Origin of the sequence: Aequorivita soesokkakensis (assembly GCF_001641085.1) — a bacterium.
GTDB classification, from domain to species: domain Bacteria; phylum Bacteroidota; class Bacteroidia; order Flavobacteriales; family Flavobacteriaceae; genus Aequorivita; species Aequorivita soesokkakensis.
Genome location: NZ_LXIE01000015.1, coordinates 1 through 12,443, shown reverse-complemented (window position 1 = coordinate 12,443; position 12,443 = coordinate 1). Strand labels below are relative to the sequence as shown.

Annotated in this window: 11 protein-coding genes; 3 read left to right on the top strand and 8 right to left on the bottom strand. The window is 36.5% G+C overall.

Features of this window, described 5'->3' with window-relative positions; all coding sequences use genetic code 11:
* Nucleotides 1–62 precede the first annotated feature (62 nt).
* On the top strand, nucleotides 63–569 hold the full coding sequence (locus A7A78_RS07930; protein WP_068761928.1) for a DUF2480 family protein: 507 nt from the start codon (nucleotides 63–65) through the stop codon (nucleotides 567–569).
* Nucleotides 570–680: 111 nt separating this feature from the next.
* Nucleotides 681–1,607 carry a DUF3078 domain-containing protein gene (locus A7A78_RS07925; RefSeq protein WP_068761927.1) on the top strand — a complete coding sequence of 309 codons (927 nt, stop codon included), beginning with the start codon at nucleotides 681–683 and terminating at the stop codon, nucleotides 1,605–1,607.
* A gap of 121 nt (nucleotides 1,608–1,728) precedes the next feature.
* Here A7A78_RS07925 and A7A78_RS07920 read toward each other — a convergent pair whose 3' ends face one another.
* The 8 genes from A7A78_RS07920 to hflX all read right to left on the bottom strand — a co-directional run bounded on the left by A7A78_RS07920 (nucleotide 1,729) and on the right by hflX (nucleotide 11,286).
* Nucleotides 1,729–2,127 (bottom strand): DUF3592 domain-containing protein, encoded by a 399-nt coding sequence (locus tag A7A78_RS07920; protein ID WP_068761926.1) that lies wholly within the window; start codon nucleotides 2,125–2,127, stop codon nucleotides 1,729–1,731.
* 46 nt (nucleotides 2,128–2,173) lie between these two features.
* Nucleotides 2,174–2,836, bottom strand: a complete 663-nt coding sequence (locus A7A78_RS07915; RefSeq protein WP_068761925.1) for a hypothetical protein — start codon at nucleotides 2,834–2,836, stop codon at nucleotides 2,174–2,176.
* 189 nt (nucleotides 2,837–3,025) lie between these two features.
* The gene (locus A7A78_RS07910) at nucleotides 3,026–3,490 is read right to left on the bottom strand and encodes a hypothetical protein (protein WP_068761924.1); all 465 of its coding nucleotides are present in this window, start codon (nucleotides 3,488–3,490) and stop codon (nucleotides 3,026–3,028) included.
* A 188-nt stretch (nucleotides 3,491–3,678) separates the two neighbouring features.
* Complete coding sequence (locus A7A78_RS07905) at nucleotides 3,679–6,207, bottom strand: tail fiber domain-containing protein (RefSeq protein ID WP_068761923.1); 2,529 nt, start codon at nucleotides 6,205–6,207, stop codon at nucleotides 3,679–3,681.
* A gap of 65 nt (nucleotides 6,208–6,272) precedes the next feature.
* A complete protein-coding gene (locus A7A78_RS07900; RefSeq protein ID WP_068761922.1) occupies nucleotides 6,273–7,124 on the bottom strand; it encodes a nuclear transport factor 2 family protein in 852 nt (283 codons plus the stop codon).
* A gap of 146 nt (nucleotides 7,125–7,270) precedes the next feature.
* Nucleotides 7,271–7,915: a response regulator transcription factor gene (locus tag A7A78_RS07895; protein WP_068761921.1), complete on the bottom strand. Its 645-nt coding sequence runs from the start codon at nucleotides 7,913–7,915 to the stop codon at nucleotides 7,271–7,273.
* Nucleotides 7,916–7,973: 58 nt separating this feature from the next.
* Nucleotides 7,974–9,980, bottom strand: coding sequence for a tetratricopeptide repeat-containing sensor histidine kinase (locus A7A78_RS07890; protein ID WP_068761920.1), 2,007 nt, complete (start codon nucleotides 9,978–9,980; stop codon nucleotides 7,974–7,976).
* A gap of 94 nt (nucleotides 9,981–10,074) precedes the next feature.
* On the bottom strand, nucleotides 10,075–11,286 hold the full coding sequence (gene hflX / locus A7A78_RS07885; protein ID WP_068761919.1) for a GTPase HflX: 1,212 nt from the start codon (nucleotides 11,284–11,286) through the stop codon (nucleotides 10,075–10,077).
* Nucleotides 11,287–11,463: 177 nt separating this feature from the next.
* On the opposite strand from hflX, the gene A7A78_RS07880 reads away from it, so the two are divergent.
* Entirely contained in the window at nucleotides 11,464–12,432 is a 969-nt protein-coding gene (locus A7A78_RS07880; protein ID WP_068761918.1) for an endonuclease/exonuclease/phosphatase family protein, read from the top strand.
* Nucleotides 12,433–12,443 lie beyond the last annotated feature (11 nt).

Below are 12,443 nucleotides of genomic sequence, written 5' to 3'. Positions count from 1 at the left end.
TGTTCAATGTTCAATAAAAAGTAAATCCATAGAATAAAAATAAATTAATAATTCAGTAACCTTTGCCAGAAGAAATAATAAATCGCGTAGCGAACAGCAAATTAGTAACCTTTGATCTTGAGGAAATCTATCCTAAAGGTGAACGGGTTTCTTTTGATATTTCGCAGTGGTTACTGGAAGGGATTGTGCTTCGTGAAAATGATTTTCGCGAACAAGCAAAGAAACACGATTGGAGCCAATATCAAGGAAAATTTGTTGCGCTTTATTGTAACACGGAGGCAATAGTTCCCGGTTGGGCCTATTTACTTTTATCGCTTCATTTGGCGCCTTATGCCAAAAAAGTTACTGTGGGTAGTTTGGAAGAATTGGAAAGTATCCTGTTTACGGAATTACTTCAAAATATTGATGTTTCAGAATATATAGATAAACCAGTAATCATAAAAGGTTGTGCCCACAAACCCATTCCACAGAATGCCTATGTTCTTTTGGCGCAAAAACTTCAGCCTGTTGCAAAAAGTATTATGTATGGCGAAGCCTGTTCTTCTGTACCTCTTTATAAAAAAAGATAGAATATTTCTCTGAAACAATCTTCAATCTTAAAAAAAGCCCAATTTTACTTATTGTTTGGCAATCTCTTAAAAGAGTTGTTATTTTTGCAACGAATTTAACAATCATTCAAAATGAAAAAACTTTTACTTCTAGCAGTTCTTATTGCTGCACCAATGGCAATACTTGCCCAAGAAGAAACACCAAAAGATACTATTCCAAACGGTTGGACCCGCGCCGGAAACTTTTCTTTATTATTTAATCAAGCCGCATTTAACCACGAATGGACAGGCGGTGGAACTTCAAATTATTCAGGAAATCTTTCGCTTACTTATGATTTTAATTATAAGCACGACAAAATTTCTTGGAACAACAGATTGATTGGTGAATATGGCCTTACCAAAAACAAAGACGACAAATACTCTCGCAAGACTAATGACCGTCTGGAGTTGAACTCTATTTTAGGAAGACAAATAAAGGAGAGCAACTGGTATGCGTCCCTGTTTTTAAATTTTAAAACACAGTTTGCCAAAGGTTATGAATTTAATGAAGACCTTAATCCAGAAGATGCGGGTTATCGTACTGAGACTACACATATTCTTTCACCGGCCTATATTCAGTTTGGCCCTGGGTTTCTTTGGAAGAAAAACGACAATCTTTATGTGAATATTTCTCCTGCTGCTGCGAAGCTTATACTTGTTGATAAGGATTTTACTACCGTGAATGATTCTATTCCAGGGGCATTAGATGCTTATAATGAAAATAAATACTTTGGCGTTGATGCCAACGAAAGCAGCCGTTTCGAGTTCGGTGCTTCTCTTTCTGCGTATGCAAAATTTGATATTATGGCGAATATTTCTGCTGAAAATATTTTGAACCTTTATTCAAATTATCTTGAAGACCCACAGAATGTTGATATTGATTACACCTTTAACCTTGTTATGAAGGTGAATAAATATATTTCTTCAAATGTAACTTTTCAAGCTATTTATGACGATAATGCGGTACAAGGTTTCCAAATTCGCGAAGCTTTGGGCGTTGGTTTGACTTACGGGTTTTAGATGTGAGACGTGAGACGTGAGACGTGAGACGTGAGACGTGAGACGTGAGACGTGAGACGTGAGAAAAAAATAAAAACCTGTTGGAATTTAAAAATTCTGACAGGTTTTTTTAATAAATACTCTAAACTAATTCTTCAATTTGGAAGGTTGCAAAAATCATAAAAAGGAAGATCAAAACTGTAAACACTAAAATTGGAATATATACATTAGCTCCCTTAACCGTCATTTTATTTGGATTATCATTTAGATAAGTAATAGATAATGTGTCCCCTACTTTATATTGCCAGGGCGGGGCGGAGGCTTTTCCATGATATATTTCTTTGTTTCCCTCCACATAATATTGCAGTATGAGCGTGTCCATTCTTGTACGGAAGCTTAACCTCCACGGAATAATTTTAACAACTTTTGCCTCGGTTTTTGTGCCATTATTTATGATGCGTTGTCCATTTCTCATTTTGATAACAGTAATAAATAAGGGCAGAGCGCCGAATAGTGGCAAGAGTATGTATATAATAGCCATTGTTTAAATTGTTTAGTTGAATGAATAAAATGGTCTTTGTTGGTTTTCAGTTCTTAGGCAAAACCGTAAATTTAAAAGTCAGCCGTGCTGCTTCTTCCCTTATCACTATCTCAACAGGTTTAAATATTTTAATGTCAGCAACGTTGGCTTCCCAAAGATTATCTTCATAAAAATCTTTAGTGGTGTGGGTAGTTAAAAAAATTGGATTAAATGATGTGTCAAATTCAACGGCATCCACCCTAATGCCAAATTTTGCCTTAGTTTCTTTTTCAGGAATTTGAAATTCCACCCATTTGTTTGCAGTCCACCCTCTTCTTGCCTTTAGTTCCAATGGATTTTTTTCGCTTCCCTCTGTAAATGTCCAAGGCTTTGGAACAATTTTATGGGCTGCGCTACCCAGTTTTTCCCATTCAATTATAGGTTTGTTTTTTCCGCCAATATCAACGATGGTTTTGCCTTTACCGTCAAAAGCCATAATACGCACAAAGACCTTTAACTCTGAGGAATTTCCACTGTCATCGTTTATAGTGTTTATCACTTCCTTCCAAGTTATTCTGTAGGTTTTAAAAGTTTCTTGGTTGGCTTCTTGTTTTGGCTTTTCTGATGCCGTTCTCCTTTTAAGGATGGGCTTCTTCACTTCTTTTTTTTCCGTTGATAGTTTAATTTTTTTTGTCCCATCTTCCCTTTTGATTACAACTTTCTTTGCCATGATATTTAGTTTTAGTTAACTGCTTACACATTTTTAGTTTACGAATAAATTTGCAACTATTTGAAAAATAAGACAATACCGAAAATAGGGGATGTTATAGAAGATTAAATTTTCCTGTTGCTAAGATTCTTCATCTGGGACAGAAGACGACCTAGTTTGAACAGTTTAAAAGGAAAAGTTTGGAAATCCTTATTTCTTATTAAAAAGTTTATCGATGTCTCCTTTGGATAAATTGATATATCCTTCTTTGGTACTTAGCATTACGCCTTTGCCCGTTATAAGCAAGCAATGCTGCAGATAAACCATCTGATCGCCAAGGCGGAATGTTTGATTGTAATTTTTGTTGGTACGGTTCTCGTCGAGGAAAAATGATTTTAAGAGTTTGTAGAATGTATCAAGTGTATTGTCAACCCCATTAAATTTTATGCTGAAGTATTGCAATTCTGCATTATCTCCCCTTCTGGTAAAATCTCTCATAAGCAAAAGATAGGTTGTATCACGGCCAGATTCTTTGTATTCCAGCGAAGCTATTGTACTTCCTAATGATCTAAGTTTGCCAACCGTTTTCCAATCAGCTTTTTCAGCCATTGTTATTTGGGCATCTACCATTTGAAAACTGAGCGCACATAAAAAGATGACCAGTACGTTTTTCATACGTTTAAGTGTTTAAGTAAGTCCTTACTGTAAAGTGTAATGACTAAAAAAGTTATTGTAAGTAAAGTTGCGAGCTTTTGTTTATAAAACCAATACCGAAAATGGGTGAGCATATAAAAATTAAAAAGACCGTTTACCCTTGCAAACGGCCTTTTTTGAAAAAACACACGCTCCTCAACATGTATTAATCACTGTTTTCCCATTATTAAATTTTTTAGCTGCAAAAGTTCTGTTTTTTGTTCTTCGAGCTGTTTTTTTAATAATTCTATTTCTGTTTGTTGTTCTTGGATTGCTTTGATGGCTATAACACCAAAATCATCGTACTTCAATCCATAATATTCATAGTCAGATTCAAATGCTACAGATTCTGGGAATAAAGGTTCCACTTCTTGAGCCAAAAAGCCAATGGTTTCTTTATGGTTTTCATCAGATATATATTGATAGGAAACAGGGTTTAGCTTCATCACCCTTTCCAATACACTACTCATTCCTTTAATATTTGTTTTCAGTCTTTTATCTGATGTGTTATAAGTTCCATTTGGCTGAATCCAAGAAGCTAATGTACCATTGTACGCAAACCACAAATTGTTTGTTGGTGCTGTATAAAATGTCCAGTAATTTCCATTTGAATTGTGTTGCAATCTTAATCCACTAGTGTTTACATTTGTAGTACCTTGTATAATATGAACTGAAGTTGCAGGAGCATTAGTCCCAATGCCGACCCTATTATTAACAGCATCTACATATAGTGTATTCGCATCAACCGCAAAATTTCCCAAAAAATAACCTGCATAGCTCCCTACTTTTTGAGCATCTGAATATACTCCGTAATGTGTTCCACCAGTTGCAGCAGGTATGGAATTGTAAGTTCCATATTTTGCGCCAGTACCTGTGCCCGTCATTTGATTAAAATTACCGTAATGTGCTCCATTTCCTGGACTATCATTTGCAGTAAAAGTGCCATACTGACTTCCCGTTCCAGTAACAGTATTTCTAATATCGGTATATGCCCCCGCCAAAATTCCATTGCCTCCGGTAAAATAGCTGTTATAGGCCGCAATCTGATTACCATTGCCTAATGAGCCGTTAAATTCAGTCCAATATCCAGTTAAATTTCCATTGCCTGCACTAAATTTACTTATCACGCCTGATTGGTAACCCGAACCCGTTCCGGATAATACATTTTGAACTCCCGCATGGGTTGCACTCCCTGTGTTTGATATAGTGTTATGAACTCCGTATTGTTCACCAGTGCCATTTCCAGACAAAACATTTTCTGAGCCATAATGTATTCCGCCTCCGGGACTTGAGTTAGTGGTGTAAGAACCATATTGTGAACCTGTGCCCAATACACTGTTTCTAATATCAGTATAGCTTCCCGCTAATATTCCATTTCCACCTGCAAAATAGCTATTATAGGCAGCTATTTGATTTTGGGAACTGCTACCAACATTGCCGCCAAACTCAGTCCAATTACCTGTTAGAATTCCTATGCCTTCTGAAAAAGTTGTATATATTCCTGTATGAAAACCATTGCCAGTATTCGACATTGAAAATTTAGCACCTATATGGTTGCCACTCCCAGTGCCTGAAAGGCGTGTATTGAATCCTATATGATTGGCATCGTTGGTATTTGAAATATGTGTAGAAATACCTTCCTGATCTCCTGTGCCAGTTCCGCTGAGTTCGTTTCGAATGGCGTAATGGGTTCCAGCACCTGTGCCTGACAATTGATTCAGAATTCCATAATGAGTATTATCTCCTGTGTTATCAATGCTATTGTATGTTCCAAGCTGAATCCCTTGCCCTGTTCCCGAAAGCGTGCTATATAATCCATAATGGTCTCCATCGCCAGTATTCGTGATAACATTCCGAACACCTAATTGTGCTCCACTGCCCGTACCTAAAAGCTCGTTGCGAGTACCATAATGATTGCCGGTTCCAGCTCCAATTAGTTGGTTTAAAATTGAAGAATGAATGCCATTGCCATTACCTCTTAAATAATTGATGCTGCCATAATGAAGCCCATCCCCAGCATTATTAATGTTTACGTAAAAACCTCTTTGACTGCCAGTGGCATTACCATTTATGGAAGCAACATATGCTCTTGTTTCGCCACTTCCATCGCCATTCATTGTGACATAGGAACCTGTATGGGTCCCACTTCCCGAACTGTTTAAAATTGTGTTCAGCCCCCTTTGTTCGCCATTGCCTGTATTTGTAATCTCAGTAGTTAAAGCATACGTCGGATTGTTGGATGCGCCTGCTAAATTAATATATGCGGCTCTATCAGTAGTTTCCTCAAAAACATCCAACTTATAATCTGCTGTATTTTTTCCAATCGCTACGTTTCCGAAAGTATAAATGTCATCATTGATGTTATCGGGTGCTGTGGTTGTGCCCTCTTCATACCAATCTTCGCCATCTCCGGAACCTACCGCAACCCAGTTTACCAATACATCATCCCAATAATAAAATCCTTTACCAACACTGCCGTTACCCGTTGCGAAAACCATCATCCCATCTTGGGCCCCAGTTGGAAAGGTTGCAGGAAATTCATCAATTCTTGGAATTAGAATTCCATCGTTATTTGCTGGAGTTGCTTGGTTTGAGGAACGAATATCCAATTGGGCTTCAGGCGTTACTGTGCCAATGCCCACTTGCGCATAAATAAAACTACCAAAAAAGATACACGGTATGAGGAACAGTTTTTTCATTTTTATTGTTTTTCAAAGTGATGAATTTTCAAAATGCCTTGAAAATTCATCACTTTAGTTAATAATTATTTTGAATCAGGCATTGGCGATGTATGGTCAGCAACAATTTTCCATTTCCCATCACGGTATATCCAAGTAGTGGTATATCTTCCGGTTTCTGAAAATGGTTTGCCTTTATATGTGCCAGTTGAAGAAAACTTCCCTGTTTCAACAGCCGTATTTCTGTAGATTCGGAAATTTTTATCGTCCGTATTTGATGTAAGAAATACAACATCTGAAGACATCATTTGGTTTATTTCGTCTTCCTTATTGGTCAATTTCCCTTCTCTTCCAGTAGAAGCGTAATCATCTGCAAATAAGTCTGAAAATAGCGCCTTATCTTTTGTCATCAGCCCTTTGTCATAACTTTCGCTTGCTGCCTTCAGTGATGCTTCAATCTCTGTTTTATTATGTGGCTTGTCACTTACGTGTTCCGAAACCATCATCCATTTTCCATCTCTTTTTTCGAGAATGGATGTATAACGCCCCTCATCATTGTGCATCACAGGATTGGAATCTTTCAAAGCTTGTGTGGTTGAGAGCCATTTCCCCGAAACAACTGCAGCATTTCCAATAAAATGAACTTGGACACTGTCACTTTTTAAGGAAATCAATTTATAGGAAGGATTCTCTAATTCTTGCTTCATAAATTGTAATGAGGATTTTTTATTTTCAAAACTGCCTTCGGAAGTAGCTATTTGGTAATCTGGAGCTAGATTCGTTTCATAAAAACCGATGTCGTTTTTCATGGCGGCTTCATCATAAAGCGATATAAGATTTCTTATTTCCTGTTCGTCATTACTGCTATTTTTGTTTTCTGAACAATTTGAAAATATAATTGTCACAATCAATACAGCGATTAGTTTTAAGTTTTTCATGCTGATGGCTTTTGTTTGTTAGTTAAATTTTTTGGTTATCTAAATGATAGGATAAAATTGTAACCATTTAACAAACAATACAATACCGAGAATGGGGGAGTATAATTAAGTGGGAAGTAAAAATAATGGCTAACAGCTAATGAAAACTAAACTATTCTTTCTTGAATGGCTTTTGCAACGGCTTCGGGAGCGGAATGGACGTGAAGTTTGGAGTAGATATTCTTAATGTGGGTCTTGATGGTTTCAATTGAAATTGTCAACTCATCGGCAATCATTTTATAGCTTTTTCCTTCAGTTAATTTTTGAAGGACCTGCTTTTCCTTTTCAGTAAGGTTGTAATCTTCTTGCGAAGGCGTCAATACATTGCTTTTGAATAATTGAAGCACACGCCTTGCAATACTTGGCGTCATTGGTGCACCGCCACTCTGCACATCGCTTAAGGCTTCAATGTATTGATCTGGAGAAGTTGTTTTTAAAATATAACCCGAGGCTCCAGCACAGATAGCCTGAAAGATAGAATCATCATCAGAAAAGACAGTTTGTATTAAAACACTTATTTGAGGAAAATTTTTTTTGATGATTTTAGTAGCTTCAATGCCTGAAATTCCTGGCATTTCAATATCCATTAAACAAATGTCGCAGTCTTTTCCTTTTAAATTTTCCAATAGATTTTTACAATTTGGGTAAGCCCCCGAACAGTGATAACCAGGAGTAAGATTCAATAGAAACTGCAGACTTTCACGAAGATGCCTGTTATCCTCAAAGACCACTACATTTAATATCTTGCTCATTTGTTTCAATATTAGTTCGGTTGGTAAATATTTTCAATACCTAAAATGGGGGATATTTTCAACTCAATGGAAAAATTAGCTGAATTTCAGTTCCATGGTTTGATTTTGAAGTAAGCCTAAGATTTCCTTTCAATTCATTTGCGCGAGTTTGCATATTCTCTAATCCATTTCCTTTTAGTACTATTTTTTCATCAAAACCATTTCCAAAATCTTTAATAAACATTTCAAGCTGTTTACCCTGTTGCGCTATTTTTATATCCAACTTTTTGGTCTGTGAATACTTTACAGCATTGTTCACTGCTTCTTTAAAAATTAAGTAAGTATTCTTCTTTTGTTTCATGCTTAGCTTCAATTCATTTAAATCATCCGCAGAAAAATTACAATCAATATTCTGGCTGTTACATATATCGTTTACAAACTTTTCCATTCGGTATTTTAGCCCTTCGCCCTCGTTCGCATTGGGTTTTATCATCCAAACAATATCACCCATGCGTTCCATGGTTTCTTTTGAATTAGTTCTAATTATCTCCATAATATCGCCTTTAGTGTCAAATTGGGTCTTTCCGGCCATTTGGCTCAGCATATAAATACTGCTAAGCGAACTGCCCACCTCATCGTGAAGATCCGCGGCTATACGATTGCGAAGTTCCAGTTCCTGCATCCTTTGTTTTAGACGGTTTCTATTAATAAAATTATAGATGCCCACTCCCGTAAAAATGATTATCAATCCAAAAATTATCATTAAAAAACGTTGTCGGTTCAGTTTCTGTTCATTGATTTCTTTGTCTTTTTGGAGTAATATAATTTGTTTTTCGTTTTTCTCTTTGTTGTATTGCTCTTCAATATTTTTGAATTGGGCTAATATTTCATTGCTTTTTAGGGTGTCTTTTAAGTCATTATACTTATTGGTGTACTCCAGTGCTTTTTCAAATTGTTTCGTTTGTGTGTAATAATTGGCAAGATTTTTATACCCATCAGCTTCATCTCTTTTTTTTCCAGCATCTTTAAAAGCTTTTACATTAACAATAGCATTTTCTTCATTTTGCAGCTGTTTTTCACTAATCGACTTGTTCGACAATATTTCAAGGTCAATCTTTGAAATCATGTCTGTATCCTCGTTTTTTACAGCTAATATTCTCCCTTTATTAAAAAAGGAAATAGCTTTTTTGGGATCCATTTCAGAATACATTCGCCCAATATTGAAATAATTGGTAATCAATGCAGGAGTGTTATCCAATTCTTGGTTTATGGCAATTGCATTTTTAAAATGCTTTTCAGCTAAAACAAAATCTCCCAATCCCATATAATTATTTCCAAAATTCTGTTCGGCATTGGCTAAACCACGTTTATCTCCCAACTCTTTCTTTAGTTTCATTGATTTTTTGAGATAGGAAATAGATTCGTGAAAACGATTCATTTCATAATAACAGTTTGAAATATTATTGTAGCAAAATGATTGTCCGGTTTTATTGCCTGTACTTTCAAATCCTTTTAGTGCCACAAAATGGTATTGAAGACTTTTTTTGTAATCTGCGAATTGGTAATAACAATTTCCAAGATTGATTGCCTGCCCGTATATTTCTTCTTTATTACCCAACTTCTTGGAATATTCATAGCCTTTCAAGAGATAAGGCAGTGCCTCCTTAGTTTTACCAATGCTTTTATAGTAAAGACCAGCTGTAGAATTGTAAACTTGATTGAGGTAATCCCATTCAGTTTCGTTGGCTTTGGAAGCTAAATTTTTTAGTGCCTCCAAATATAATTCCGTACTATCTCGTTGCGCTGTGTTTTTATAAATATTAGTCAAAATTGCACAAGAAGTTGCAAGCGATTTATTATTGCCAATAGTCTTTGAAAGTGCTTTGGAGCGCCATGCATATTTTAATGCTTTTTCAGTATCACGCTTACTATAAACTCCCGCTATTTTGTTGAGGGCGTTTGCCATTTCAATATCACGGGTATTTTTGCTTATTACTGTTTCAAGACTGTCAATCAAAGATTGCTGGGCGTGTGTGGCAGAAATCCACAAAAAGCAAATAACCAAGATGGTTTGATTGATTCGCATAAACAACGCATTTTGAATAATTTAAAGTACGAAAGTTAAGCGAACTACGATAAATTATATCAAAAATATTTTATGCGAAGAAATTTATAAAAAATTAATCTTCCTCTGTATATTCATCGTACAAAAAGCTATTGTACGGAAAACGGGTAGTATGGATTTCCTTCACTTTGTCATACACAAGCTTTCGGAATTCATTGAAATTTTCTTTATTCAATGCCGAAATAAAAATAGCGTCACCATTCAGTTTTGCCATCCATGTTTGTCGCCACTCCTCTAAAGTGTAATGGGCTTTTGTTTTTTCGGTCATTAAATCGTCTTCTTCAATTTCCTCCGCTTCGTATGCGTCAATTTTATTGAAGACCATAATGATGGGTTTATCGGCACTGCCAATTTCTTCAAGAATTTTATTTACTGAATCTATATGATGCTCAAATGAAGGGTGGCTAATATCCACAACGTGCAGAAGTAAATCTGCTTCGCGAACCTCATCCAGCGTACTTTTGAAAGATTCCACAAGTTGTGTGGGCAGTTTTCTGATGAAACCCACTGTATCCGTTAGCAAAAAAGGAAGATTCCCAATAACTACTTTCCGAACGGTTGTATCAAGTGTTGCAAAAAGCTTGTTTTCTGCAAAAACATCGCTTTTGCTTATTACGTTCATCAAAGTAGATTTGCCAACGTTTGTGTAACCAACCAAAGCTACGCGCACCAAAGATCCGCGATTGCCGCGTTGCACATCCATCTGGCGGTCAATTTTTTTCAACTTGTCCTTTAACAAAGCAATGCGGTCACGAACAATACGTCTGTCCGTTTCAATCTCTGTTTCCCCAGGACCGCGCATCCCGATACCTCCACGCTGACGCTCCAAGTGGGTCCACATTCCCGCAAGTCTGGGCAACAAATACTGGTATTGTGCAAGTTCAACCTGTGTTCGGGCATAACTTGTTTGTGCTCTTTGGGCAAAAATGTCCAGAATCAAATTGGTGCGGTCCAGCACTTTACAGTCCAATTCACGTTGAATGTTTTTTTGCTGCGATGGCGAAAGTTCATCATCAAATATTACAACCCCAACTCCGTGTTCTTCCACATAGTTTTTCACTTCCTCCAGCTTTCCCGTACCAATAAAAGTTTTCGGATTGGGAACATCCAGTTTTTGGGTAAATCGTTTTAAAACTTCGCCACCTGCCGTAAAAGCCAAAAATTCAAGTTCATCTAAATATTCTTGGGCCTTTTCTTCGTCCTGATATTGTGTAACCAACCCGATTAAAACTGTTTTTTCGTAGGAAATGTCCGTTTGCTCTATCATATATTATGGATACTGTTGATTCTATGGATACTGTTGTTTCTGTTGTTTCTGTTGTTTGAAACTCAAATACTTCAGCGCACTTTAAACTTTAGGCACGCTTTAAAAGGCAAATGTACAAAACACATAGCAAGAGTTTTTTGTACTTTACACGCAATTAACAACATTTCATTCTTTAAAATGAAAAATCTTTACACGGTAGCTTTTTACAATCTCGAAAATCTTTTTGACACCAAAAACGATCCAAAGACACTGGATGATGATTTTACACCCGGAACCGAAATGGACTGGAATGAAAAACGCTACAAAACAAAACTGAAAAAACTGGGACGCATCATTTCGCAGCTGGGTTATGCTGAAACTTCGCACCCGCCAGTACTTTTGGGCGTGGCGGAAGTTGAAAATGAAACTGTGCTGAAGGATTTGGTCAATTCAAAATTTCTGAAAAACAAAAATTATGGATATGCGCATTTCGATTCTCCCGATGAGCGGGGTATTGATGCCGCATTGCTTTTCAGAAAAGATTATTTTGAAATATTGCATAAAGAAGCGATCACCTTATTGGTAAATAATGAAGAAGGAGTTCGCGATTTTACACGTGATATTTTATATGTAATAGGAAAATTGGAAAACGAAGTAGTACATATTTTAGCAAACCATTGGCCTTCACGCCGTGACGGTGCCGAAAAAACAAGTTATAAACGCGTGGCCGCTGCAATGAAAAACCGGGAAATCATTTCAAAAATAATTAGTGAAAATACGCAGGCAAAAATAATTGTTATGGGCGATTTCAACGATGACCCCAAGAGCGAAAGCGCTAAAATTTTAGCCAGTGACATTCTATATAACCCAATGGAGCTTTTGCTCACTAAATATTCGGGAAGTTTAAATCATCAACATTCGTGGAATCTTTTTGACCAAATATTGGTTTCGAACAATTTTTTGATGCAGCACGGAAATTCCTTTCAATTTGAAGAAGCCAAAATTTTCAATCCAAAAGAACTAAAGGAATACCGCGGCCAGTTTAAGGGAAATCCTTTCAGAACCTATGCAGGCCCGCATTATTTAGGAGGATTGAGCGACCATTTTCCTGTGTTTTCAATTTTTTCAATAAAAAAGGACTTAGAAAATTTTATAGAAAACACATAAAAATTCATATA

Bases quoted from the DNA above. Each gene is read 5' to 3' on its own strand.
- A7A78_RS07900 (WP_068761922.1), bottom strand. From the start codon at position 7,124: ATGAAAAACTTAAAACTAATCGCTGTATTGATTGTGACAATTATATTT.
- hflX (WP_068761919.1), bottom strand. From the start codon at position 11,286: ATGATAGAGCAAACGGACATTTCCTACGAAAAAACAGTTTTAATCGGG.
- A7A78_RS07880 (WP_068761918.1), top strand. From the start codon at position 11,464: ATGAAAAATCTTTACACGGTAGCTTTTTACAATCTCGAAAATCTTTTT.
- A7A78_RS07915 (WP_068761925.1), bottom strand. From the start codon at position 2,836: ATGGCAAAGAAAGTTGTAATCAAAAGGGAAGATGGGACAAAAAAAATT.
- A7A78_RS07925 (WP_068761927.1), top strand. From the start codon at position 681: ATGAAAAAACTTTTACTTCTAGCAGTTCTTATTGCTGCACCAATGGCA.
- A7A78_RS07920 (WP_068761926.1), bottom strand. From the start codon at position 2,127: ATGGCTATTATATACATACTCTTGCCACTATTCGGCGCTCTGCCCTTA.
- A7A78_RS07910 (WP_068761924.1), bottom strand. From the start codon at position 3,490: ATGAAAAACGTACTGGTCATCTTTTTATGTGCGCTCAGTTTTCAAATG.
- A7A78_RS07895 (WP_068761921.1), bottom strand. From the start codon at position 7,915: ATGAGCAAGATATTAAATGTAGTGGTCTTTGAGGATAACAGGCATCTT.
- A7A78_RS07890 (WP_068761920.1), bottom strand. From the start codon at position 9,980: ATGCGAATCAATCAAACCATCTTGGTTATTTGCTTTTTGTGGATTTCT.
- A7A78_RS07905 (WP_068761923.1), bottom strand. From the start codon at position 6,207: ATGAAAAAACTGTTCCTCATACCGTGTATCTTTTTTGGTAGTTTTATT.